This is a genomic window from Streptomyces sp. NPDC014889 (assembly GCF_043081205.1).
Taxonomy (GTDB): Bacteria; Actinomycetota; Actinomycetes; order Streptomycetales; family Streptomycetaceae; genus Streptomyces.
Map to the genome: position 1 here is coordinate 336230 of NZ_JBIBWH010000003.1, position 22602 is coordinate 358831.

The 22602-nt window shown below is 70.2% G+C and carries 35 protein-coding genes; 5 read left to right on the forward strand and 30 right to left on the reverse strand.

Translation table 11 applies throughout. The features are described from left to right. Positions 1 to 7: 7 nt before the first annotated feature. From ACF09J_RS07650 to ACF09J_RS07720, 15 genes are all read right to left on the reverse strand, one after another. Positions 8 to 637: a hypothetical protein gene (locus ACF09J_RS07650; protein ID WP_392304455.1), complete on the reverse strand. Its 630-nt coding sequence runs from the start codon at positions 635 to 637 to the stop codon at positions 8 to 10. Between the two features lie 2 nt (positions 638 to 639). Next, positions 640 to 1164, reverse strand: a complete 525-nt coding sequence (locus ACF09J_RS07655) for a hypothetical protein (RefSeq protein ID WP_392304456.1) — start codon at positions 1162 to 1164, stop codon at positions 640 to 642. A 1-nt stretch (position 1165) separates the two neighbouring features. Beyond that, a complete protein-coding gene (locus tag ACF09J_RS07660) occupies positions 1166 to 1423 on the reverse strand; it encodes a hypothetical protein (RefSeq protein ID WP_392304457.1) in 258 nt (85 codons plus the stop codon). An 8-nt stretch (positions 1424 to 1431) separates the two neighbouring features. Next, positions 1432 to 1842 carry a hypothetical protein gene (locus ACF09J_RS07665; protein ID WP_392304458.1) on the reverse strand — a complete coding sequence of 137 codons (411 nt, stop codon included), beginning with the start codon at positions 1840 to 1842 and terminating at the stop codon, positions 1432 to 1434. After that, on the reverse strand, positions 1839 to 2216 hold the full coding sequence (locus tag ACF09J_RS07670; RefSeq protein ID WP_392304459.1) for a hypothetical protein: 378 nt from the start codon (positions 2214 to 2216) through the stop codon (positions 1839 to 1841). The genes ACF09J_RS07665 and ACF09J_RS07670 overlap by 4 nt, the downstream gene beginning before the upstream one ends. Then, positions 2213 to 2611, reverse strand: a complete 399-nt coding sequence (locus ACF09J_RS07675; protein WP_392304460.1) for a DUF6093 family protein — start codon at positions 2609 to 2611, stop codon at positions 2213 to 2215. The genes ACF09J_RS07670 and ACF09J_RS07675 overlap by 4 nt, the downstream gene beginning before the upstream one ends. Beyond that, the gene (locus tag ACF09J_RS07680) at positions 2598 to 3176 is read right to left on the reverse strand and encodes a hypothetical protein (protein ID WP_392304461.1); all 579 of its coding nucleotides are present in this window, start codon (positions 3174 to 3176) and stop codon (positions 2598 to 2600) included. The genes ACF09J_RS07675 and ACF09J_RS07680 overlap by 14 nt, the downstream gene beginning before the upstream one ends. A gap of 34 nt (positions 3177 to 3210) precedes the next feature. Next, positions 3211 to 3477 (reverse strand): hypothetical protein, encoded by a 267-nt coding sequence (locus tag ACF09J_RS07685; protein WP_392304462.1) that lies wholly within the window; start codon positions 3475 to 3477, stop codon positions 3211 to 3213. A 43-nt stretch (positions 3478 to 3520) separates the two neighbouring features. After that, positions 3521 to 4339, reverse strand: coding sequence for a P22 phage major capsid protein family protein (locus ACF09J_RS07690; protein ID WP_392304463.1), 819 nt, complete (start codon positions 4337 to 4339; stop codon positions 3521 to 3523). A 48-nt stretch (positions 4340 to 4387) separates the two neighbouring features. Beyond that, on the reverse strand, positions 4388 to 5206 hold the full coding sequence (locus ACF09J_RS07695; protein ID WP_392304464.1) for a hypothetical protein: 819 nt from the start codon (positions 5204 to 5206) through the stop codon (positions 4388 to 4390). Between the two features lie 51 nt (positions 5207 to 5257). Next, entirely contained in the window at positions 5258 to 6286 is a 1029-nt protein-coding gene (locus tag ACF09J_RS07700) for a hypothetical protein (RefSeq protein WP_392304465.1), read from the reverse strand. After that, positions 6283 to 7800: a phage portal protein gene (locus ACF09J_RS07705; RefSeq protein WP_392304466.1), complete on the reverse strand. Its 1518-nt coding sequence runs from the start codon at positions 7798 to 7800 to the stop codon at positions 6283 to 6285. Before ACF09J_RS07705 ends, ACF09J_RS07700 begins: the two co-directional genes overlap by 4 nt. A 27-nt stretch (positions 7801 to 7827) precedes the next feature. Continuing rightward, positions 7828 to 9477, reverse strand: a complete 1650-nt coding sequence (locus ACF09J_RS07710; protein ID WP_392304467.1) for a terminase — start codon at positions 9475 to 9477, stop codon at positions 7828 to 7830. A 3-nt stretch (positions 9478 to 9480) separates the two neighbouring features. Beyond that, the gene (locus ACF09J_RS07715; RefSeq protein ID WP_392304468.1) at positions 9481 to 9972 is read right to left on the reverse strand and encodes a hypothetical protein; all 492 of its coding nucleotides are present in this window, start codon (positions 9970 to 9972) and stop codon (positions 9481 to 9483) included. A gap of 321 nt (positions 9973 to 10293) precedes the next feature. Further along, the gene (locus tag ACF09J_RS07720) at positions 10294 to 10560 is read right to left on the reverse strand and encodes a hypothetical protein (protein WP_392304469.1); all 267 of its coding nucleotides are present in this window, start codon (positions 10558 to 10560) and stop codon (positions 10294 to 10296) included. Between the two features lie 537 nt (positions 10561 to 11097). Between ACF09J_RS07720 and ACF09J_RS07725 the strand changes: the two genes are divergently transcribed. Continuing rightward, positions 11098 to 11511, forward strand: coding sequence for a hypothetical protein (locus ACF09J_RS07725; RefSeq protein WP_392304470.1), 414 nt, complete (start codon positions 11098 to 11100; stop codon positions 11509 to 11511). Between the two features lie 17 nt (positions 11512 to 11528). Here the strand turns inward: ACF09J_RS07725 and ACF09J_RS07730 are convergent, their stop codons facing one another. From ACF09J_RS07730 to ACF09J_RS07785, 12 genes are all read right to left on the reverse strand, one after another. Continuing rightward, on the reverse strand, positions 11529 to 11780 hold the full coding sequence (locus tag ACF09J_RS07730; protein ID WP_392304471.1) for a MerR family DNA-binding transcriptional regulator: 252 nt from the start codon (positions 11778 to 11780) through the stop codon (positions 11529 to 11531). Between the two features lie 531 nt (positions 11781 to 12311). After that, positions 12312 to 12755 carry a DUF6941 family protein gene (locus ACF09J_RS07735; RefSeq protein WP_392304472.1) on the reverse strand — a complete coding sequence of 148 codons (444 nt, stop codon included), beginning with the start codon at positions 12753 to 12755 and terminating at the stop codon, positions 12312 to 12314. Beyond that, positions 12752 to 13198 carry a hypothetical protein gene (locus tag ACF09J_RS07740; protein WP_392304473.1) on the reverse strand — a complete coding sequence of 149 codons (447 nt, stop codon included), beginning with the start codon at positions 13196 to 13198 and terminating at the stop codon, positions 12752 to 12754. The genes ACF09J_RS07735 and ACF09J_RS07740 overlap by 4 nt, the downstream gene beginning before the upstream one ends. Positions 13199 to 13215: 17 nt before the next feature. Next, positions 13216 to 13620 carry a hypothetical protein gene (locus ACF09J_RS07745; protein WP_392304474.1) on the reverse strand — a complete coding sequence of 135 codons (405 nt, stop codon included), beginning with the start codon at positions 13618 to 13620 and terminating at the stop codon, positions 13216 to 13218. Positions 13621 to 13761: 141 nt separating this feature from the next. After that, a complete protein-coding gene (locus tag ACF09J_RS07750; RefSeq protein WP_392304475.1) occupies positions 13762 to 14010 on the reverse strand; it encodes a hypothetical protein in 249 nt (82 codons plus the stop codon). 97 nt (positions 14011 to 14107) lie between these two features. Then, positions 14108 to 14818 (reverse strand): hypothetical protein, encoded by a 711-nt coding sequence (locus tag ACF09J_RS07755; RefSeq protein ID WP_392304476.1) that lies wholly within the window; start codon positions 14816 to 14818, stop codon positions 14108 to 14110. Beyond that, positions 14818 to 15219 (reverse strand): hypothetical protein, encoded by a 402-nt coding sequence (locus ACF09J_RS07760; protein ID WP_392304477.1) that lies wholly within the window; start codon positions 15217 to 15219, stop codon positions 14818 to 14820. The genes ACF09J_RS07755 and ACF09J_RS07760 overlap by 1 nt, the downstream gene beginning before the upstream one ends. Further along, complete coding sequence (locus ACF09J_RS07765) at positions 15216 to 16109, reverse strand: hypothetical protein (RefSeq protein ID WP_392304478.1); 894 nt, start codon at positions 16107 to 16109, stop codon at positions 15216 to 15218. Before ACF09J_RS07765 ends, ACF09J_RS07760 begins: the two co-directional genes overlap by 4 nt. Beyond that, positions 16106 to 16825: a nuclease-related domain-containing protein gene (locus ACF09J_RS07770; protein WP_392304479.1), complete on the reverse strand. Its 720-nt coding sequence runs from the start codon at positions 16823 to 16825 to the stop codon at positions 16106 to 16108. Before ACF09J_RS07770 ends, ACF09J_RS07765 begins: the two co-directional genes overlap by 4 nt. After that, positions 16822 to 18093 carry a DUF2637 domain-containing protein gene (locus ACF09J_RS07775; protein ID WP_392304480.1) on the reverse strand — a complete coding sequence of 424 codons (1272 nt, stop codon included), beginning with the start codon at positions 18091 to 18093 and terminating at the stop codon, positions 16822 to 16824. Before ACF09J_RS07775 ends, ACF09J_RS07770 begins: the two co-directional genes overlap by 4 nt. A gap of 82 nt (positions 18094 to 18175) precedes the next feature. Continuing rightward, positions 18176 to 18373, reverse strand: a complete 198-nt coding sequence (locus ACF09J_RS07780) for a hypothetical protein (protein ID WP_392304481.1) — start codon at positions 18371 to 18373, stop codon at positions 18176 to 18178. Then, positions 18373 to 18585, reverse strand: coding sequence for a hypothetical protein (locus ACF09J_RS07785; protein WP_392304482.1), 213 nt, complete (start codon positions 18583 to 18585; stop codon positions 18373 to 18375). Before ACF09J_RS07785 ends, ACF09J_RS07780 begins: the two co-directional genes overlap by 1 nt. A 142-nt stretch (positions 18586 to 18727) precedes the next feature. On the opposite strand from ACF09J_RS07785, the gene ACF09J_RS07790 reads away from it, so the two are divergent. The 4 genes from ACF09J_RS07790 (at position 18728) to ACF09J_RS07805 (ending at position 20206) form a co-directional block, all read left to right on the forward strand. Next, on the forward strand, positions 18728 to 19000 hold the full coding sequence (locus tag ACF09J_RS07790; protein WP_392304483.1) for a hypothetical protein: 273 nt from the start codon (positions 18728 to 18730) through the stop codon (positions 18998 to 19000). Positions 19001 to 19119: 119 nt separating this feature from the next. Then, entirely contained in the window at positions 19120 to 19455 is a 336-nt protein-coding gene (locus ACF09J_RS07795) for a DUF6233 domain-containing protein (RefSeq protein WP_392304484.1), read from the forward strand. A gap of 46 nt (positions 19456 to 19501) precedes the next feature. Further along, complete coding sequence (locus ACF09J_RS07800; RefSeq protein ID WP_392304485.1) at positions 19502 to 19717, forward strand: hypothetical protein; 216 nt, start codon at positions 19502 to 19504, stop codon at positions 19715 to 19717. A 108-nt stretch (positions 19718 to 19825) separates the two neighbouring features. Continuing rightward, on the forward strand, positions 19826 to 20206 hold the full coding sequence (locus tag ACF09J_RS07805) for a hypothetical protein (RefSeq protein WP_392304486.1): 381 nt from the start codon (positions 19826 to 19828) through the stop codon (positions 20204 to 20206). 71 nt (positions 20207 to 20277) lie between these two features. On the opposite strand, the gene ACF09J_RS07810 is transcribed toward ACF09J_RS07805, so the two are convergent. The 3 genes from ACF09J_RS07810 to ACF09J_RS07820 form a co-directional block, all read right to left on the reverse strand. Next, on the reverse strand, positions 20278 to 21171 hold the full coding sequence (locus tag ACF09J_RS07810; protein WP_392304487.1) for a Ku protein: 894 nt from the start codon (positions 21169 to 21171) through the stop codon (positions 20278 to 20280). A 212-nt stretch (positions 21172 to 21383) separates the two neighbouring features. Next, complete coding sequence (locus tag ACF09J_RS07815; RefSeq protein ID WP_392304488.1) at positions 21384 to 21611, reverse strand: hypothetical protein; 228 nt, start codon at positions 21609 to 21611, stop codon at positions 21384 to 21386. Positions 21612 to 21790: 179 nt separating this feature from the next. Next, positions 21791 to 22507, reverse strand: coding sequence for a hypothetical protein (locus ACF09J_RS07820; protein WP_392304489.1), 717 nt, complete (start codon positions 22505 to 22507; stop codon positions 21791 to 21793). Positions 22508 to 22602: the final 95 nt, after the last annotated feature.

Consider the following 22602-nt stretch of genomic DNA (forward strand, 5'->3'; position numbering starts at 1 on the left):
CAGTAGCTCAGCTGAGCCCGAAGCTCTCCAGAATCTCGGATGCGAGCTCGGATTTTGGGCCAGGGTCGGTGACCCCCAGCTGCACCGTCAGCGCGGACGACCAGAGCTGGTTTACCTGGCCGTCGCTCAGCTTGTCCCAGAACGCCTCGAACTCCTCGTCGCTGCCGACGACGGGGTCGATGAGCTGGTGCCGTACGAGCAGCGGAGCGAACGTGTCCGGGTCGAACACCGGCTCGACCGTCGCCTCGGCCCCGCGGGCCTCGGCCATCTTCGCGGCCTGCTCGATCTGCTTCTGGGTCGGCGGGCACTGCGCCCGCAGCCGCTGGTACTTGCGGTGCTGGACCGCCTCGAGCGTGAACACGACCTTCGAGGCCGCGGCCTTCTCCTCCAGCTCCCGCAGGTAGCGGGCGAGATCCGGAGCGGTGTCGGGCTCGTTGTGGAGCTCGTCGTACTCCTTCGCCCGCTCGAGGGCCTCCTCCGCATCCGCGATCTGGGAGGCGGTCTCCGCGTCCAGGTACAGCGGCACCCGCTGTCGCGGCCGCTGGATGCGGGCACTCACGTCCGCCAGGCTCTGGACCCCCGCCGCCGGAGCAGCGGGGGCCGGGGCCGCCTGGAACGTCTCAGGCACAGTCGTCACCGTCAGCCCCCTGCCGCCGCCACGACGGCGTCCTGCTCCGGCTCGCCGGTGATGGCCAGGCTCGCGGTGAACTTCGACGTCTCGTTGTCGCCGGTGTCGTTCGGCGCCCGGGAGATCACCGTGATCGGGTAGGTCTCGCACCGGTCGCCGTCCTTGGCGACACCGTCCTTGGTGCCCAGGCCGGTCGTGGGCGACTGGTCGAAGCCGGCGCGGGCGACGATCAGGCAGGCGATCGTGTCCTGGGCCAGCGCGTCCCACGCCTTGTCGTCCGTGCCCTTGGAGTCGCGGTGCGCGGTGATCTCCGCGGCGTCACCGCCGTAGGTGCCGGGCGCCTGCTTGTTGTACCGGCTGCCGATGTCGCTCGCGTCGATGGTGTTGCCCGAGGACGGCGTCTTGAGACCGTCGCGGGTGACGTAGTCGGAGATGTTCACCCCCGCCGCGATCTCGGCGACGGTCGGCGCCTTCGGGTCGACGACGGTCGGCGCGAGGATGATCGCGATCCGTCCGGTAGTGCCGTAGCGAGGCATGTCAGTCCTCCTTCGACGCGGCGGTGGCCGCGGTCTTGCGGCGGGGTGCCGCGTCGGTGGTGGACGTGGGGGCCTCCGGGGCCTCCACGGTGTCGGCCGCGGGCGTCTCGCCTGCGGCCGAAGGGGTGTGCAGCTCCCAGCCGAGCGGCGCCCAGACCCGCGTGAACGCGGCCCTGAGCGCGGTGGCCGTCTGGCCGGGGAGCTTCGGGTGGGTCATCTCCACCCACGGATCGGTGTCGGTGGCGGGCTCGTCGGCCACGGGTCCTCCTAGACGGGGGTCAGGTAGTAGCGGTAGACGTCGACCCGGAACCAGGTCGGGGCTTCCGGCGTGGTCGGGTCGGTGGTGGGCTCGGTCGTCGTCGCGGTCCCGGTCACGTACACCGCGGCCTGCTGCCACTCGCAGCCGTCCGGCGGCGGCATCGGCCCGAGCGCGACCCGGTCGGCGATCTCGGCGACCTGGTCCGCCGCCCGCCGTGACGGGCCAACGGAGGTGATCTGCAACTCCGGTTGCCGGTCCGCGTTCGGGTCGCCGATGCTGCTCTCGCCCCGCATGATCTGCCGCGGCCGGACGACGACGTACCGGCCGGTGAGCGGGCCGTCGGCATTGCGGGGCTGCCCGTCGCCAACGGTGAGTCGCGCTGCCTCGAGCGCCTCGATGAGCCGGTCGGTGACGTTCACCGGAACGCCTGCAGCACGGCGATCTCCACACCACGCAGGAGGTCGTCGGCGTTCTCGTCGAGCGCCGGCCCCAGGTGCGGGATCGGCGCGTTGTTGACCGACCCGTACTCGATCAGGTTGCCGAGCGGGCCCTGGCGGCGGCCCTTGTCCGGGCCGATCTCCGCCTCCACCCCCATTGCCCCACGGGTGATGGAGAACGAGATCGAGTAGGGGTAGGCCGGCAGGTACGGGTGGCCCGAAACCCGCTGCTGCGCTGAGCGTTTGACTTTCCCAGCGGTCACCGCCACCGCCGTGCCCGCGTTCCGCTCCAACTGGGCCACGCTCCGCAGCAGGGCCGCGGCCGACTCCTGCGCACCGGTCACGATGACCGTCATCGGCTCACCTCCGTACACCACATGCGGCGCGCCGTGATGTGCGTGCCGCGGTCAAAGTTCCTGAGCATGAGCCGCAGTCCGACCATGGACGGGTCGCGTGAGGCGGTGATGGTCACGCGCAGGCCCGCGCGCAGCTGCTCGGGCCCGAGCGGGATCGACACCTTGTACTGCCAGGTCTGCGACTGGGCGTTCACCGACGGCGTCACCACCGCGGTGCTGGCGGGCTTGGCCCGGCACTTCCCCGTATAGACCACGACCGGGTCCGTGAGGTCCTGGCCGTCGTCGGTGGTCGTGACCACCCCGAAGTCCTCGATCAGGCACGCGTCCTTCATGAGGGCTTCCGCCATGGCCCGGCCCATGTCGGCGGTCTCGTCCGCTACGTCACCGACGTTCACCGGACTTCACCACCCACGTCCCCGGCGTCCCCAAAGCGGCCTTGAGCGCCTGGAGCTCGCCGGGCATCAGGTCGCCGGCAGCGGCGATCTGCTCGGACGCGTACGTGAAGGCCGCGTCGTCCACGGATGCGGTGCGGAGCATGCCCTCGCCCTGCGCGGGCTGCTGCGACAGCCGGAAAGCGACCTGGCACACCAGCTCCACCAGGCCGTCCGGCAGCACGTGGAATCCGTGCCGATAGGTGACCTCGACCACCGAGACGAGGTGGTACGGGACGGACAGCTTGTCGTCGCCAGCGTTCCACCGAAAGGGAATCTCTTCGGCGGGGCTGTCATCCTCGGGCACAGTTCGTACCCCGGACACAGACAGCACCGGCCCTCCCGGCAAGGTGACCGTGCCGCGCGTGACCGGGAGGCGCACCTCGCTGGTCTGCGCGGTGATCGCGCCCCGGCCGGCCGCCCGCCGCACGCGGGCAGACGCCCGGGCGAGGAGGCCTTCCGCCCGGTCGGCGGGCAGTTGGTACCCGTAGGCCTGGGCGTCGGCCGGAGTGGCCAGCAGTGGCAGCATGCGCCACCTCCCTTCTGGCGGCGTCGCCGATCGGTCAGGACTTGTCGGCTGGCCCGCTGTCGGGTTCGTCCGCGATGACGCCCGCCGCACGCAGGGAGGCGAGCAGTTCGTTGAGGGCGGACCGCAGTTGCGCGGTGGTCGCTCCGGAGGGAACGTCAGCGACCGCGGGCCCGGACACCACGGGCCCGGCCGCTGACGGGTCGGCGGATCCGCCGACCACGGTCATGGGCAGGGGGTTGTCCACGCCGACGGGCACGATCTGCCCGTCCTCGGCGCGCATGACGAGCTGCAACTTGCTCACGATGAACTCCTGGAAGGGAGAGGCCTGGTGGGCCGGGAGAGGGTCAGGCGGCGGTGTACTTGGCCGCGGCCTCCGGGCGGATCACCTTGCTGCCGTAGACGTGCAGGCCACGGAGCCGGTCGGCGAACTTGTTCTGCGCGCGCATGGCCTCGACCTTCTGGATCTGGGACACGTAGGCGCAGGCGTCCTTGTTGAAGGCCACGGCCTGCGGCTTGGTCGTTTCCGGCATGTTCTCGGTGGTGACGATCCGGCAGCCGAGCAGACGGCCGACGGTGGCGTCGCGGAGGCCCTGGGGGTCGCCGGAGGCGTCGACGGCAGTCAGCTTGCTGTTGGCGCCGATCAGCTGCCGGTGGAACATCGAGTTGATCGCCACGATGCGGCCGGCCTTCGGGACCTTGTTCTGGTTCATCGCCAGCACCAGGTCGGCGATGACGTCGAACGCGTCGTCGCCGTCCAGGATCGGGTCGGTGTTCGGGATCGCCGTCGCTCCGGCCACCAGCTGGCTCGCGATGTACAGGTCGGCGTCCTCCGCCAGGCCCAGCGACGCCGCCTGGGAGTAGCCGTCCATCGAACCGGCCGCCTGCGCACGGTCGATGTCGTCGACGTAGAAGTCGAAGTTCTTCTCCTGGTCGACGGGCACCTCGACCTCGGTGTCCGTGATGTCGTCCGCGGACGTGGTGCGGTTGTTCGCCTTGTAGTCCTTGATCGCGGGCACGACCACGCCCGAGATCTTGACCACGTTGCCGCTGGTCAGGTCGCCTTCGTAGTCGCGGTTGACGAGCGGTGCGAAGACGGTCGTCTCCCAGTACTGCGTCTGCATCTGCGCAGACCAGATCTTGGGGATGAAGTGGGTGATGGCCACAGTGCGGCCCCTCTCCGTGAGAAAGGGCCGCTGCTGGCGGCCCTGGGGTTACTTGCTGATGCCGAGGAGGTTGTTGAGGCGGCCTTCCTTCTTCGCCGCGTTGATCTGGCTCGGGGTCATGCCGTCCAGGTCCTGCTCGGTGAGCTGGCCCTTGGGCGCCTTGCCGCGGGCGCCGCCGTCGCCGCCGTCCTTGAACCGCTTCTTGGCCATTGCGGCCTGCTCGCTGCCCAGGTACGGGTCGCTGTCGAGGAGGTCCTCGAGGGCTTCGTTGATCGCCTCGGTGTCGATGCTGCCGCCGTCCACGAAGTCCTCGACCTTGTCGGCGAGGAGCTTGCGGGCGAGCTCGGGGTTGGCGAACTTCTTGGCGGCCTTGGCCTCGAGCCGGTCCAGAGCCCGCTCGCGCAGGCCTTCGGCCCGGGCTTCGGCGCGGGCGTCTTCGCGGATCTTGTCGAGGTCCGGACCGTCGCCGCCGTCCCCCTCGGGCTTCTTGCCCTGTGCCGCCTTGAACGTGGCGAGTTCCGCCTCGGCGGCCTTGCGCCGCTCACGCTCGCTGCGGACCTTGCCCTTCATGCTGGCGAGGGCCTTCTTCCCGGCGTCGCCGAGCTGGTCGGCGCCCTCCGGGTCCTGGCCGTCGTCATCGTCGCCGCCGGCATCGTCGCCCTGACCGTCGTCGTCCTGGTCGTCGTCGCTGTCGCCATCAGCGTCGTCGTCCGGCTTGACGGGCTCGACGAACTCCGCCGGTGGCACGGGTGCTCCGCCGAGGATGGGCCAGATCGGCTGCATGCCGTCCTCGCCCGGGCGCGGCTTGCGCCAGCCGACCGCTACCAGCCCGTTGCGGGCATGACGCGGCAGAGTGCTGTTCTGCATGGTGGTTCTCCCATTGCGGGTGAGCGGCGAGCCCCTTGCGGGCCGCCGAGTTCAGAGGCGGGCGATTTCCGCTACCGGCCGGACCAGGTAGCCGTGCCGTCCGAGCAGCCGGATCAGCTCCTGCCGGTCGGCCGCGAGCTTGAAGATCGCCTCCGGGGTCAGGCGCAGCCGGCTGAGTTTGCGCCCTTCGATCTGCTCGAGGTGCCGGCGCACGTGGGCGAAGTAGCCGCGCCGTGTGGTGCCCTCGGTGGTCGCGGTGACGATCGTGCCGCCGCCCATGTCTACCCGCCGCAGCTGACGTGCCGTACGGCGCGCGTTGACGACGGAGGGAATGTCGGCGCCCGCGCGGATCGCTTCGGCGCCGCCGCGGCCGAAGAGGCGGTCTTGGTCGCGGCGGGACAGGCTGTTGAAGTAGGCGTGCGGGTTGGTCCGCCAGGAGCCACGCCCTCGGGCCCGGTGCTCGTCACCGGCGGGGATCCCGTAGCAGTGGCAGCGCGGGTGGCGAAGGAAGTCGGCGTTCCACCGGTACCAGCGGCCTGCGAGGACCGCGCACCGCTTGCACGCGCCTGCGCTGATGCAGCGGATGTAGCCGGTGATGTGGCGGGTGCCGGCCATCGCAGCCTGAGAGGCTCCCCGGCTCGCGTCCGCGACCTCGGTGGAGCCCATCATCAGTACCGACTGCCGGATCTGGCCGACGGACCAGTCCGCGGACTGCCCGCGCTGTTCGACCGCGTGCCACCCGCGCAGGGCCGGCGTCGTGAGCAAGGACGACAGCGGCCGGCCGTCCGCCGCGACCCCGCCGAACGCGGCCGGGGCTACCTCCCACGCGGTGGCCGCATCCAGCCCCATCAGCGAGGCGGCCTCCGCCACGTACGAGCTGGCGCCGGCGGCCGCCCGGACCTGACCGCGGGACAGGGCCAGGTACAGGCCCGGCAGCACCTGGTCGAACCAGGAGCCCATGATGTCGGCGGGATCGAGGAGGGCGAGCCAGAACAGCATCTCAGCCTGCACCGCCCGGGCCACGGCCTCCAGTTCCTGCTGCCGGCGGGCGGTCAGCTGCTCGGCCTGGGCCAGGGTCACAGCCCGGCCCCGGCGAGCGTCGGCACCGGATCGGCGGGCGCGGCGTCCGGCGCCTGGCCGTCGTCCGGCCCGGGCCCGGTGTCCGGGTTCATGCCGTCGCGGGGCCGGGCGCCGAGGATCAGCGAGGCCGGGTCCATGTCGGCCTCCGCCTGCCGCATCTCGATCAGGTCGGCGACCTCCGTCGGCGACAGCCCGAACCGCAGCGCGAGCCACTCGAATGGGAACCCGACCTGCCGCAACTTGAGCAGCATGTCCGCGGCCTGCGCCTGGTTCCGGGACTCGGCGTCCTGCCACAGGATCTGACCGCCGGCCAGGGCACGCCCGAGGCCCTTCTCACCGCGGGCGAGCGCGATCAGCTTGAACACCTCGCGGATCGCGACGCCGAACCACAGCTGCTTCTCCTGCGACTTCTTCACCAGGCCGGTCTCGGCGGCGACCAGGGCGTCCCCGGATAGGTTGGCCATCCGGCCGACGAGGTAGTGCGGCGGGGTGCGGGTCTGCGCGGCGATGTGCCCGACCGCGACCTCCATCACCTCCGTGTAGGCCTTTAGGTTCGCGGCCGGCCAGGAGGCCGCCTTCGCTTTCTCGTCCGTGATCCACAGGATCCGGTCGACGGCGAACCGTTCGAGGTCCACGGGGCGTTCGCCGATGACCTGCCCGTTCTTGTCGAGGATCGGGGTCTTCGGCATTTCTGCGCCAAGCACCAGTCGCTGCGGGAAGCTCGCGAAGTCGCTCGCGGTGAACAGCTGCGACCACAGCAGGTTGATCGCGTCCTGCATCGCGATGACCCCGGAGACATCCGAGATCGGCTCCTCGGCCAGGAGCGGCCGGTTAGGCAGCTCCACCATCGGCACGACACCCATCGGGTTCGGCTGCGGGTTCGGTGCGTGGCCGGTGTCGCGCAGCTCGAACTCGTGCGCCAGGTCTTCCGCCGACTGCATGGCCGCCGACTTGTGCGGCTCGGCGGACACTGCCCGCTGCAGCTTCCACACCTGGTCCTTGAGGTACAGGGTGCAGTAGACCCGGGAGCCGTCCCGCCACGACTTCAGCGCCGCCTTCCGCTTGCGGCGGGAGCCCGGCTCGTACATGACGATCGCCTGCCGGGCGTCCTCGAACGTGACCTCGGGGGTCTCCTCGTCGTCCGGGTCACCCCAGACGAGGACATACGCGCGCGCCCCGTACCCGGCCCCGAGGAACCCGAGTTGGGAGTCGGCGTCGAGGCCGTTGCGCTGCCACACCCCCCACAGCTCCCGGTCCGCCGCTGTCTCCCCGGCCGGCTTCACCCCGGTCACCGTCAGCCGCTCCACAGGGCTGTCGGACACGACCTGCACCCAGTTGTCGGAGAACCCGGCGTACTGCTTCGCGAAGTGCTTCCGGAACGAGTCGCTGGCGAAGCGGAGCGGGTGGTTGCCCTTGTAGTACTCCACCCCCCGCTCGATCATCGGCGTCCGGTTCTGCAGCTCCGACAGGAGTTGGTCCGCCAGCTGCCCGGCCTGGGCAAGAGTCAGCGGCACGCGCCCTCACCCCCTCATCCACGCGGATCACGCGGTGTAGACGTACGACTTCTTCTTGGGCTTGTTCAGGCCGGCCTTGATGGCATCCCGGCGGGCCTCCCACGACAGGCAGCCGGCCATCGCTCCGTCCATCACCAACGGCGACTGGTGCCGCTCCTTCTCGATCACCCACAGCGGCTGCGCCTGCTCATCGAGCATCTTCAGGAACTTCTTGCGCGCGTTGCCGATGTGCCGGGCGTAGACCTCGTCACCGGAGTGCGTCAGCTCCCCGGACTTCATGGCGCCCTGGTAGGCGCGCAGGCTGTAGGCCATGGCCTTGTGCCGGTTCGTCCACCACTCGGTAACGCGCTGGTCGCCCCAGCGGCCCTTCCAACGGGTGATCAGGCCCTCCCAGTAGGGCGGGTCCATGTACGCGCGGACCACGTCCCACGTGTCGAACGCCTCGACCAGGGCGGCGTCGACCTCGTCCTCGGGGCACTCCCAGCCCTCCCCGCCGGGGTCGTTGGCGCCGGGCGGGCACTCCCAGATACCCAGGGACCACTGGAAGCCAGTCGACAGGTGGGTAGCGATCAGGGCCGTGGCGTCCCGGAACTGGGCACCGTCGAAACCAACGACGATGCGGTCGCCCTTCTCTGGCCGCTCCTGCTGCGGCCGGGCAAGCTCCGTCCACCGCTCTACCGAGAACGCCTGACGGCCAGCCTGCACCCGCCGGTTCAGCCACACGCGCTCCCAGTACGAGCGGTCCGTGTCCGGGGCGTTGTACAGGGAGACGATCGCGTCGACCTGGCCCTCGAAGTCCGGCCAGGCCGCGATGGACGGGCCGGACGCCTCACGCACCGCAGCCCGGATCTGGTCCTCGTCGGAGAGGTCCTCGTCCGGCCGCGGGGCAGCCTCCCGGTGGAAGAAGAACAGCGTCCGGTCCTTCGACTGCCCTGAGGCGACCAGCTCGGCGAACTCGTGCGTCCCCTGCGCCACCGACCCCTCGCCCGGGGTGTACGTGGTCGTCGTCTCCAGCGACCACGGATCGAACATCATGATCTTCGGGATGTTCGCCAGCATCGTCTGATGCGCGTCCCGGTGCCGCGGCAGCGTGAACCGGTGCGTCTCGTCGAAATGCTGGAACGTCGTACGCGCACCATCACGGGAGTCCGGCGAGGACGCCAGCGGCACCGCACGCCCCGACCCGCCCCACCGCATGATGCGGTCCAGGCCCGAGTCGAACACGTCCGCGTCCGGGCCCTCCGTCGTCATCACGTACAGCGCGGCGAAGGCCAGCTCCTCCGTCTGCTCCTCGGTGTACGCCACCATCGGGATGTACGGGTCCGACACCGGCACCCCGACCGGCTCCCCGTTCGCGTCGAACCCGTCGCAGCGCACCGGCCCATCCGGATGCAGCTCGGCGAACGCGACCGCGGCGGCCAGCTCGGTCTTCGCCGTGCCCTTCCGCACCGACAGCCCGACCCGCTTGAACCTGCGCTTCCCCGCTCGAGGGTGTCCCTGCGGGAACACCTCGTACCAGCGGTAGATCAGCGCCCGCTTCTCCGGATCGAGCACGTAGGGCCGGCCGCGCAATGCACCCGGCCCGTGAACGGCACGCTCCTCGATCAGGTCGCACACCTGCGGGCCCAGCGTCGGCCACGGCTCCTCGTCCGGAGCGGGGACCATCAGGACACCCACGGCTCACTCCACCAGGTGCAGCGCGGCCCGCGGGTCATCGGGCCGGCGACCGCTCGAGGCCGGCTTCCGACGCGGACGCGCCGCTGCAGGAGCATCGGTGTCCGCCGCGATCTTCCAGCGCAGCCGCAGCATGGCCAGCGGCGTGAGGCCCAGACGGTCAGCGAGCTGCCGGGCTTCCTTCGCAGCGTCCAGGTCGCCGACCTCAGCACGGCACTTCCACCGGACGTACTGGGCGACCTCCCGCGTCCACGACATCTGCTGCCACATCACGGCCTGCGGCGTGGACCACAGCTCCTTCCACAGCTGGTACTCGTTGGCCTGCTGCGCCTCGAGCTGCTTCGTCAGGATCAGCGCGGCTTCCCTGGCCGCGTCCGCCTTCTTCTCGGCGGTCGCCTTGGCCCGGCCTTGCAAGTTCGGTTCGAGCAGGGCCAGTTCGAGGTCATCTGCCTTGCGCAGTGCCATGTCCCGGCGGGTGGTCAGTACGACGTCGTCCATCAGTGGCCACTTCGGTGGCCGGCCTTTCCGCCCTCCGGGAGGGAGTTCCGTCATCGCGACGGTGGCGTTGCGCCGCCGTCGTGCAGCGTCCGGCTTGGGGGCCGGTCCCGTTCCTGCCATGGGATGGGTCCTTCCTGTGCCGTTGCGGCATGGAAGTGGCGCCGGCGTTGCGCCGGAGCCAATTGGTCACTCTAGGTAATTGGGCGTTCGTTCCGGGGACTCCCAGACCCGTACAGAAATCGATAGCCCTCCCCCCCGGTCCGGAGGTGATCAAGGATCAGGGGGTCACCCCCCACCCCCTGTCACTCTGGGTGATGGTGGTCACCCCTCGGAACCGGGAGCCTGGGGCTGCATGACCCCCGTCTCCATCGCCTCGGCGATGCGGAGCATGCCTGCACGTTCGATCCAGCCGAGGCCCTCGGAGTAGGACATGGACAGGCGGGTGGAGCCGTCCTCCTGGAGGACCTTCATCAAGACGATGGCGCCGGCGACGAGCTCGCCGTCGTCGAGGGTGCCGGTGATGCCGAGCGCGTCGAGCGCGGATCCGAGTGGGACCTCGCGCTCCTCGTCGTTGTCCTCGTCGCTCACTGGTTCCACCCTCCGGGCTGGGCTCGTGCTGTCTCCCGGCTGTGGCATGGCCCGCACAGGCCGCGCCCGTGCCGCGGGTCGTTCGGATCTTCTCCTCGCCGCACGAGCTCGCGTCGGTCGATCGGCCAGTGATCCGCGTGCTTGCTCGGCGCCTTGCGGCAGAGCACGCAGACGGGATCGCGCGCGAGAACTGGGGCGCGGAAGAGGCGTTCGTGTGCACTGTCGTACCCGCGTTGTCGTGCGCTGCCTCGGCGTTGGTCTGCCTCTGAGCGGCAGCCTGGGCAGCGGCCCTGGTCCGTGTACTCGGGGCAGCCTGGTGTGCTGCACACGCGAAGTCGATTGCGTCTGGGCATTGTTCGCCTCCCTTCGCGGTTTGCTGCGGTGGGCCCGGTGGGGAATGGGGCGTTCCGGTGTGAGGGGGCGTGCCTGCTCTGGGAGGCTGCGGGGATGGGTCGAGATGTGATCGCTTCTGAACGTTCGGGTGAAGCCCGTGTGGGTGGGCGTCGTGGGCCCTGGCCGCTGGTGGTGGCCGGGGTCGTGGGGGTCGTGGTGGGGGCCGGCGCGGTGGGGCTGGTGTGGGCCTTGTCCGGGTCTGGTGGCGCCAAGGATCCGGAGGTCTTCACCATGTCGGGGTCGGTGGTGCTGCCGGTGCGGGGCAGCATCGAGGCCGGCGAGTCCAGCTGCACCGGGTACGAGGGCAGCACCTACCGGAATGTCACCGAGGGTGCGGCCGTGGTCGTGTTCGGGCCGGACGGTGCGCGCCTGGGTGAGGGGAAGCTTGGTGTGGGCCGGCCGCACGACGAGGGGAACGAGTCGATCACGTGCGCGTTCCCGGTGAGCATCTCGGGCGTGAAGGGGGCCGAGGGCTCGTATCAGGTGCGTGTTGCTGACCTGGAGCTGGTGAAGGTGCCGACCGGGGAGGCGCGTTCTTTCACCGTGACGTTCGAGTAGGGCGAGGGCGCTGCGGATCAGGCGATGCGGCGTACGGCGGCGGTGTTCTGCCGGGCGGTGCGGTGGGCATCGGCGATCTGCTGCTGGCTGTAGATGCGCCGGCCGTGCTCGTCGTGCCGGGGGTTGGTGAGGTGGCCGCGGCGTTCCCAGGAGTAGATGGTTTGGGGGCTGCCGCCGATGAAGGCGGCGGCTTCGCGGACGGTGAACCAGATGCCACCGTCGGCGTCTTCGCGGCCGTCGGCGGGTGCCCGGTCGGTGGGGTGAGGCAAGTGATTCACCCCCTGACATGCAGAAACCCCCGCTCGGGGCGGGGGCTCGTGTGGTGTGTGGGCACAAGTGTGCTGCTGGCACCGGATTATGCAGTGCTGATCGTCTACATGTCCAGCGGAGTGGTGTTCGTGCCGTCGTTGGCTACGCTTCGGCGACTCGCCTGTCGCCGTTGTGGCCATGGAGCATGCTCTGTCCGCAGCGGGCGCACAGCCCTGTAGGGACTGGGTCTCCGGGGGGTGGTTGTGTCGATCGGCTCGTGTCCGATGTACGTGCCGGTGTTGCAGGGGCGATGGTGAGCGCGGCCGCAGTGCCAGGTTCAGGCCAGATAGCGATGAGGTCGTGTCCGAGGACGGCGATCCGGATGGGGTTCGAGCGAGGAACGAACATCCACGTTGGCGTCACCTCGGCGGCAAGGTCATGCTTTGCCGCCGCTCGACCTTCCGTTGCGGGATCACGTGACATGCGCGGGCCCCGCCGTCCGGGGGAAACGGCGGGGCTTTCGGAGCGCTGGCGCCCTCATCGGGCAACAGCTATCGAAGCTGAGTGGTGACTCCAGGGAGCATCGCTTTGGTCACGATGAGGGACAGTTGCGCGAGCGGGCTGCCGTCCATGGCTACTTCGACAGAGTGCTCGCCTTCTTGGGTGAGGACGATGCTTCGCAGTGGTACGACGACAGGCAACTGCGGCAGCGGATGCTTGGGCGCTGCAGGATCGTCGTCAGGCTCAATACGGGGCGAATCCCACATCAACTCGATGACGTGGTTTTGGTCGCTTTCGACGTGACTCATGGTGGCTGTGAGGCGGTGCGAGCCTGCGAGCTCCTGCCAGTCTTCAGCCTGGATGAGGATCGCCAGGTCGAGGTCGGGCGGAGACGGCAAGCCGAGGGAGCACTGAGTCACTCCGGCGCCGAGGATGTGTAGCAGCCCCTCACGGATGGTCGCCCTGTCACATAGAGCCACCATGTTGAGCTTCACGCTGTGTCGCCTGCTTCCATGGCTGTCGTCACGTCACGCATCGATACGGAGTTGGGCGCAGCCGTGCCACTGGCGGTGGTAGCTACGCCCGCCCCGGTGGCAGCGGCCACGGCTGCTGCAGTGGCCAGGAGGGGAGTCACCATCTTCTTGATCGTGATGGGTACCCAGCTGGCTCCGGAGGAGGTGGAGCTGCGATGCGCGTATCGGACAGTGGCCGGCTTGGCTATCGGAACTGGGATGTCGTCTGTCATCGCGTCCCAGTCGACGTCAAGGTAGGCAACACCGTGTGCGATCTTCTTGACCACAGCCGGTGCAGCTACCTCGTCCTCCGATTCGAAGGCCGTTACGAGATCACCGACGGAGACGTGGCCGTCCGCGTCGGAGAGGAAGGCTGGTACGCGGCCCTCAGCGTCACGCGAGTTCAGGTCGATCTCAATACGCACACGAGGGCGTGTGGAGGTTACTTGGGCGGCCATGCCGGGTTCCTCCTGACTCCGGGAAGCAAAATGGCTTCCAACCTCTTAACGTCCATGTCGCGCAGTTCGTCACCTAGGATCACGTCATGATGGTGACGTGGGGGCTCTGAGCGTTCCACCCGGAACCCCTCCTCCTCAAGATGTCGCTGGGTCGTCACGGCAACTTTCTTGCCATTGATCTTCACTGTCTGGCAGATGGTGATGATCAAGTCGTTGATGGTCGTCTGCTCGTCCGGTCGAACGATAGCGAACGTAGAGATCGCGTAGACGGGGGGCTTGCCCTCCAGCCTCAGACGTTCGTAGTCGCGCTCGGCCTTCTCTCTGATCTTGTCGGCGCTGAACGGTGCGAACCGCGCAACCATCAGATCCCCCACCCGAACATCTGTCACGCGCTCCAAGTTACCGGACCTTAAAGGAAGCCTAGACAGACGGTGGCCCAGCCGCGACGGGAATGTATCCAGCGGGCCCGCGGTCCGTGCGGCAGGCGGTCAGCTCTGGCCCCTGCTCTTCGGCGCACCGGGCCTTGTGGGCTAACGGCCCCAGCAGTTGGCCAGGATCAGGGCGAGCAGGAAGAGCGCGGCGAGGCAGCTGTGTCGGGGCAGGATGCCGTCGCCGCGGCTGATGGCGTGGACGTGGTGGATGCCGTCGCCCTGGAGTGGCGCGAGCCCTCCGTGTGCGGAGTTGCGGTGCTCCTGCCGGTCGGCCTCGGCGGCGGCCGGGTAGGGGTGCTCGGCGGGTGACTGGGCCTGGCACTGGTGGCAGGTGTAGCGGTACGGCATCGGGTCTCCACGGGGGCGGTAGGGGCTGCTACGGGGGGTTGCTACGGCTGTAGCGGTGGCTGCTACGCCGCAGGTCAGCGAGCAGCTACAGGGGTCGCTACGGGTCCTGGGCGAGGCCTTGGCCGGGGGCCGGGGGCGGGGTCTGTAGAGCGGCTGCGAGGTCGTCTCGGTGCACCCCTCGGTTGACCTTCCCGCGGGCGTCCCGGACGGATGGGCGTAAGGGGATGCGGCGCGCCTCAAGCTCGGCCTCGACGTGGGCCCGCGTGGGAGCCGGACGGCCCTGTCTGGTGGCGGCCTCGGCGAGGACCTTGACGAGGGTCTTGAGGTGCACGCCGGGGGCGTCGCCGATCAGCTGCCACAGGAGCGTGGTCAGGGGGTCGGCCGGCTGCTGCGGCTCCTCCTCGGCCTCGGGGGCGTCGGGCTCGGTCGCGGTGGGGGCGTGGCGGCGCTCGAAGCGGTCGACGATCCGGTCGATGGAGGAGGCGGGCATGAAGGTGACGACGGCCGCGGCGAGGGCGATGACCATGGCCCAGGTCACCCACTGGCTGTAGTGGGCGGCGGCCCAGATCGCGACGGCGTGCAGGGCGTAGGCCTTGCTGGTGCCGATCAGGTTGCTGCACCAGTGCCACCAGCCGTGGATGCCGGCGGCGAGGCCGCGCAGGAAGCCGGTCGGCTCGCTGGCCTGCGGTGCCTGATCGTCGGGCTTCTGCCCCGCGGGGCTGGCGGCCTGGTCCTCGGTTGTGTCCTCGAGGACCTCGGCGTCCGGGGCCGGGGTGGGCTGCGTCTTGCGGACGCTGATGCGGGCCATCACTGCAGCCCTGCCCGGGCGTTCTCGATGGCGTCGCTGATGTAGGACCAGTTCCCGCCGGCGCCGGCGGCGACGTAGAAGAACAGCAGCGCGACGACGGCGAGCTGCTTGGTCGTCAGCCTCTTGAACAGGATGAAGACGAGGAGGCTGAGAGCGATCGCGGGCATGGTGGCGCCCTTGACGAAGCCGTTGATGAAGTGAACGACGCTGCCCGCCAGGTCGGGGACGACGCTGAAGAGTCCGCCGGCGGCCTTGTAGGCGCTGCCGGCGAGCATCGCCACGAACAGCGTGGTCCACCAGCCCAGCGGCCTGAGCTTGCCGCCGCCGGGGATGCCGACGAACAGCAGCACGGTGAGGACCAGGGCCAGGCCGGCGGTGCCGAGGTTGCCGAAGATGTTCACAGGGGGAGCTCCAACTCGTGCCAGCCGGTGCCGTACAGGAGGGTGCCGGTGACGATCGACGCGATGGGGATGGCGGCCGCCCAGCGGGCGACGAGGATGCGGTGGGCGAAGCGGCGGCGCAGGAGTTCGCAGCTGAACGCGACGGCGTACCAGAACAGGGAGCTGGGCCGGAGCAGGCCGTGGTCGGCGATCCAGGCTGCGGTGCGGGTGGAGAACTGCACCCAGCCGATGCGGTATCCGGCTGCGGCTGCGGTGCCGTGCAGGACCAGCCAGCGGATGCGCAGCGGTACGCGGGCGTAGGCGTCGACGAGGGCCAGGCGCGGGGCCGGCTCGTCGACGAGTGCGCGCGCCGCACTTGCGGGCGCAGCCGGGGCACCGGGGCGGATGCGCCCGGCTGCCTTGCGCAGCCGGGTGCGGCTGCGGCTGGGCTGCGGCTGCGTATCGGGCTCCCCCGAGTCGTCGGCAGCCTCCTCGGCCGTGTCGTCCTCGTCCTCGTGCTCGTCCTGGTCCGCAGCCGGGTCGGCGTCCGGGGTGTCTTCTTCCTCGTCGGCGTCCGGCTCGTCCTTGTCCGGTGTGAGGTCGGCGTGCTGTCCGGTCCACCAGTCCGGGATGCGGCTGCGCAGCGCCTGCGGCTTCCGCTGCGGTTGCGGTTGCGGTTGCGCAGTCTGCTCCTCATCGGGGCCGGAGTCGCTGGGCTGCTCGTCCGCGTACAGCGCATCCCACCAGTCGTCGCGGGCGGCTGCGGCTGCGCGTGGGGTGGACGGCTGCGGCTGTGCAGCCGCTGCGTTGGCGGCTGCGGCTGCGCTGGTGACGGGGTCGGGGGGTGTGGCGTCGCCGAGGCTCACGCCTTGCTGGACCAAGAGGGCGCGGATGCGCTGCTCGTCGTTCATCGGGTGCGTCCTTGCTGGTACGGGGGCAGGAGCCGGTCTGCCAGGGCGGCGATCGGGCCAGGCCGGCGGCGCGGCGCCTGGGTGGTGCGGTCGAGGTCGCGCAGTTCCTGGCACAGGCCGTCGGCGGGCACGATGCGCAGGCCATCGAGGACCAGGCCGTCGGAGGGAATGGGCGGGCCGTCGAGGGCGACGAGGGGCTGTACGGGCAGGTTGAGGGCGCGGGCGACGGCCTGGGCCTCGTGGTGCAGCCCGTCGAGGCGGTCGGTGACGTCGTAGTCGCCGTGGAACAGGCGGCCGTCGCGGACGGTGACGGGATAGCGGGCCGACCAGCGTTTCGTGTCGGGCAGGTACAGGCGGCCGAGCGGGCTGATGGCCAGGTGGTCGACGTTGGCGCGGCCGCGGGGCAGGGCGCGGTCGTGCAGAACGGTCCATCCCTCGCGCTCCAGCGCGGTGAGGCGGGCTGCGGTGCGCCGCTCCCCTTCGGCGCCGGCCGCCCACCGGGCTGCCTGCGCGCCGCGCTGGGTGGGGATGCCGAGACGGTCGGCGATCCGTACGCCGGGGGTGCGCAGCTCGCGGGCGCGGGCGGCTGCGGATGCGCCCGCTCCGGTGCGGCGGTTGCGCAGCCAGGTGCGGATCCGGGTCGGGATGCGCAGTCGGGGCCCAGGGCCGAAGAGGAGCGCCAGGAGGGCGGCAGTCAGAAGGAGGTGGTATGTCATCGCACGGAAGCCTTCGCGGCGGGCGGCTGCGCATCCGCAGCGGCGGGGGTAAGGGTGTCGGGGAGCTGCGCCTGGATGCGCTGGGCGCGGCGCTGGCCGATGCCCAGTTCGCGCTGCAGCAGCCGCAGCGGCGCCTTCTGGCCGTCCTCGCGCAGCGACCTGGCGTTCAGCTCGTGGGCGCGCTCGAGGTACTGCGCATCCGCATCCGGGGTGCGCAGCTGCGACACCGGACGGCGGCTCTTGGCCGGGGCGGCTGCGCGCGGCGCGGGTGCAGCCGCATCCGCTGCGACCTGCGACGACTGCGCATCCGGTGCCGGGGGCAGTACGGGGTGCCCGGGCTGGAGCTGCAGCATCGGTGCCAGGTCCAGCACCAGCGCATCCGGTGCAGTCGCCGCGTCGTCGGCCAGTGCAGCCGCATCCGGCTGCACCACGGCTACGGCTGCGACTGCGTCCGGCTGCGCTATGGCGAGTGCGGTTGCGGCCGTGGTCTCGAAGTCGGTACCGGCCGGCTGCGGTCGCGGCTCTGTCTCTCGCGCATCCGGTGCGGTCGGCGCAGCCGGGGAGTGCGGCTGCGGGGCGGCGCCGGCGTCGCGCACTCCTTCGACCGGGCCGAGGGGACGCCCGTACCGGGTGAGCCGGTACGCGATGACCGACTCGACTGGTGCCTTACGCCGCCACCCGCGTCCGTACGCCGCGCGCAGCCGCGCCCGCTCGATGAGCCGCGACTGCTCGAGTCGGATCACCTCGTCGTACGAGCGCAGCTCCCACAGCTTCATGCGCCGCCACAGGAAGAACGTCCGCACAGGGGCGAGCAGCCACCGCGACAGCCGTACCGACTCCATGTGCTTCGCGGCGCCGATGTCCGCCGCCGTGCCGATCGCGTGCCGTGCTGCCTCGACGACGGCGACGAACAGGACGGGGATCACAGCGTGCATGCCGACGCCGAGCGGGTCGGGCCACGCGGCTGCGCCGTTGAAGGCGATGGTCGCCGCGGTGAGCAGCCACGCGATGTGACGGAGCAGCGGCAGGGGCATGCGCAGCCACGTCAGCAGCAGGTCGAGGGCGAGTAGCACGAGGATGCCGGCGTCGAGACCGATCGGGAAGAGCTGCGCGAACCGGCCGAAGTGCTTCGCTTCGGCGAGGGCGCTGACGGCGGCGTACGAGCCGATGAACCCGATCAGCGCGATCACGGCCGCCCCGGCGGCGACTGCGATGACGAGCCTGCGCTGCAGAGGCGTGAGCTGGATGCGATCGCCGTTGGGCGACATGGAAGTCCCTTCGCGGGCAAGTGGCCGGCCCCGCTCGGGGGACGGGGCCGGCCGGTCGACGACAGTCAGTTGTTGCGGCCGGTCAGGAGAAGACCAGGCCCAGCGCGGCGGCGGCCGCGAGTATGAAGAGGAGGAAGAGGGCGCCGCAGCCGGACTGGGTCTCGTGGTCGAAGGAGGCACGGTCCTGCAGCTCGCGCATGGAGTGGCCGCGCTGGCGGTCCTTGCACTTGCCGCTGGTCTCGCCGGGGCGGTGCCAGGTGCCACCGAAGGTGTCGCCCATCAGCGCCGTCCCCTCGGGGTCTCGGCCGCGGCCCTGCCGTGCCACTTGGCCGTCTCGGCCTGGACGATGGCGTCCTCCGCGCGGGCGGCCTGGTCGGCGGGCGTGCCCCGGTCGCGGGTGCAGGCCTGGACCGTGGCGGGCTCGGCGAGGATGCGGTTGGGCTGGGGCTGCGTCGGGGTGGGCGGCTGGTCGGGCTGGTCGGTACGCTCCATGGCGGACCTGCTCCTTGTGATCGCTGTGGACGGGTCCACCCCTCGCCCCGGAGCGGCAACTCCAGATGGGGCGAGGGGTTTTGCCGTTGTGCCGATTTCAAGGTAGCGACCTTGTTGCCACATGGCAACAAGGTCAGACAGGATGGTGACCGTGGCCGACGCCGAAGGAGGGCCGGACATGGTGTCGTTCCGTGAGCTCGCGCGCAGACTCGTCGCTGACGGGATCGTCGAGCGGATCACTCACCAGCGGGTATCGAAGATCTCGCAGGAGGACCCGGACTTCCCGCCCGTGGTGAAGGTCGGTAGGTCGAACGCTGTCGACTACCGGCTCGCTGCGCCGTACTTCCGGAACCGGATCACGCGTCCGGGATGGCGGACGGACCTCAAAGGGAAGCCGCCGAAGGCTGACGAGTAGCCCGCGCGCAGTGATGCCCCCGTCTCCGCCGAGACGGGGGCCTCAACGAATGCCGGGCTGGCGGCGGCCGTCCTTGCCGGGTGGATTGCGCCCGCACCGGCGAAACTAGAATCGAACGTGTGAACGACTTGCCGCCGGATTTGCCGCGCCTCCGCACCCTGGAGACGTGGCTCGCCTACAGCCTCAAGCGGGTCCGGCAGCAGATCGCAGCGGCCGAGCGGCAGGAAGCTGAGCGACAGCGCGGCGCCGAGGCCCGGCCCCCCACGCCCGACTGGATCCTTGAGCGCGGCCTGAACCGGGACAGCCCACCCGTCGCCGTCCACCTCGGCGGCTGCCACATGGCGGGCAAGCGGTGGCACGGCGTCGACAGAGCGACCGCGCTCCGGGCGCTCGCCGACGGCGTCGAGGCCTGCGGGCACTGCCGGCCCGACGCCGAGCTGGGCTACCTCGACTGACCCACGCCACGATGCGGCCCGCACCGACCAGCGACAGGATGGTGGCATGGCTGCTCGCGTGATCGTGGACCCGCCCGGCAAGGGCGGTGGTCGGCAGGTGCATGCCGACGGGACCACCCTCGGCACCGCCTACAGCCTGCACGACCTGTCAGTCTTCATGGAGCGCGCTGGCCTGGAGGGCCTGGACGAACTGGACGTGGCGATGTCGCCCCTGGTGGAGTGGCATGGCGGCGGCCCGGAAGTATGGCCAGCCACAGATTGACGCTGGACGCCCCAGTATTCCTCGATGCTGGACAGGTCACTGTCCGCCACTCGGGCGGCATTCGCCGCGGCTCGGTGTCCTGGATGGCGGCTGACTGGTTGGTTGGTCATGGCGAACGACCAGATGCATCTACCCCATGGCGAAGAAGAGATCATTCAGCAGGTCGAGGCATACACGATGGCGGGAATCACCCGCGCCGTCCTGCGTGGATGTATCGACCGCGGCGAGCTACGCATCGCCGACCACCACGGATCACGGGGCTCGGCGCGACTGTTCCGCGCTGACGTAGCGCGTCTGATGGCTGAGAAGGGGTGGAGAGGGCCATCACCGGCAGCCAGCCCACTGCCGCAGGAGAAGGTCGGCGACGTCTGCCGACAGCGTGAGTGCACTGAACGGCGCGACAAGATCAGGGCCCTCGAAGAGGCGCAACGGCAGGACGCCGAAACCATCCGCCGGATGCGGATCGCACTGAACGCACTCACCTCGTAGAAGTGAGGCCCTCGTCCGTGCAGGGCCATCGTCGGTCCGTCGGCGGCCCTGCAGGCGGTTGAGTACGGGGCTTATGCACTACGTGGTTTCCGGGCCGCCTTCTTCGTGGCGGTCTTCTTCCCCGCCGTCTTCTTCGCCGGCTGCTTCTTCGGGGCAGGCATCGCGTGCACGTCGGCTTCGCCGCGGGAGGCGCGCGCCTTCTCTACGGACGCGTTCAGTGCGGCCATCAGGTCCAGCACCTGCCCGGGCTCGGTCTCCGGCTCCGTCACCGCGGGCGGCTCCCGGTGCTCGCGCTTGGCCTCGATGATCTCCTGGAGCGCCTCGGTGTACGTGTCGCGGAACTCTTCGCCTTCGAGGTCGTCGCGCGCCATCGTGTCCATGAGGGCCAGGGCGCCGTCGATCTCACCCTCGTCGATGTCCACGGGCGGCGGGTACAGCTCTTCCGGGGAGCGGATCTCGTCTGGCCAGCGCATGGAATGCAGCACCAGCACGTCATCCCGCACCCGCAGCAGCCCCAGCCGCTCCCGACCCGACCACGCGTACTTCGCCACGGCCACCTTCGACGAGCGGCCCAGTGCCTGCACCAGCAGCTTGTACGGCTTCGCGGCCACGGCGCCGTCCGGCGCCAGGTAGTAGCCCTCTCCGATCCGGATCGGGTCGACGGACTCCAGTGGCACGAACGCGTCGATCTCGATGGCGCGAGCCGTAGGCAACGGAAGCGCGCGCAGTTCCTCATCCGTGACAGGGATGACCTGGGTATCCGACAGCTCGTAGCCTTTGCCGATCTCGGACTGCTGGACCTCGCGGCCTTCGATCTCGCAGACCTTCTTCACCCGCACTCGGCCCATGTCCTCCAGGTGGTACTGGTGGAAGCGGACGCTGTGGTCCTCGGTAGCGCTGACCACGCGGATCGGCACCGTGACCAGGCCGAAACTGATCGCGCCGGACCAGATGGTTCGGGGCATGGCAGACCTCCACAGCAAACCCCGAGCAGCATCAGCCTACGAGCCGCTCAGCCGACGCGCATACAAGGAAGCACGCTCGGCACCCGGAGAAGGCCGCTGACGCGGTCTTCCGCCGTGCTGGCATCGGTGCGTAGGACCAGCGTTCACCACAGCGGGGGCGCCCGCGATCGGCCCGCCGGTCCCTGTACCCCTTGGGATCGGCGGGCCGCGTGCTACTCAGGCCTTGGCGCTGGTTCCGTGCGCAGGTAGACGTACACCCACAGTGGGCCATCGTCCGCGTCCGTCCGCGCTCGGGGAGTGTAGATCTCCTGCATACCGGCGCCGTCCTGGTGTATCAGTGTGCCGGGCGGTTCGAGCGGGTCCCTGAACAGCGGGAGAGTACGGCCGTCGAGGGTGCCGCCTTGGACGACGATGCCGTCCTCGATCCAGTCTTCAAACACGACGAAGCCCTATCTATCAGGCCCCGCGCCTGCATAAGAGTATGAGGCACGGCACTGACACGGTGCGCGAAAGCTCGATCAGGCGGCTACGAAGCCGCACTACGCCCACATCCGGCCCACCCTGGGCTGGCGCAAGCGGCAGCCGGTGTTCCTCGCCGGGACGGGGACACGGGGCCTCGTCAGGCCGGGCCGGTGTCGAGCGCCGCGGCGGTGATGCGTGCGGCGAGGGCGAGTTCCTCTCGGGTGAACATGGCCTCGCAGGTGGTGCAGTCGATGTACAGCTGGTGGTCCGTCTGGACCAGGGTCAGGGAGTCGCAGCGCGGGCAGGGCTGCGGGACGGGCCGGCGCTGCGGGCGCAGGCGGGTCAGGTCGCGGATGGTGCGCATCAGCTGGTGGAGCTCGTCGCGCATGGCGCCCGCCCACGGTTGGCGGGAGGCCCAGTCGAGGGCGCGGGGGTGTGCGAGCCAGGCGGCGAGGGCCTGCGGGGTGAGGGTGGCGGGCGGGTTCCAGCGGCGTTGCTCGGTGATGATGCGGACCCAGCAGATGAGGGTGCCGGCGATGGGGAGGGGGCCGTGCTGGTCGCGAGCGGCTTGGCCGTAGGGGTCGCGGATGCCGTCGTTCCAGGCGGCGGGGCCGAGGATGTTGAGGATGTCGTCGCGGCCGGGCAGGGGTGCGGTGCGGTAGGTGGTGCGGCCGCCGGAGGCGCCGGTCGTCTCCCGCTGGCGGGAGCCCTCGAGGACGATGATCTGTGTCGGGATCTCGCGCAGCCAGACGCCGATGACGTGGACGCACGGGGTGCAGATGGTCTGCCGGTTGGCGAGTTCGTGGTCGCGGAGGCCGCGGTCGCAGGTGGCGGCGCAGGACGGGCCGTGGCCGTGCTGGGGGGTGGTGGTCATCGATCGCTCCTGAGGTGCGTGGGGCGCGGGGCGGTACGGTGGGGCGATCGGATGGGGCGTCCTGGTCTGGGGAGACTGCGGGGGCGCCCCTTCGT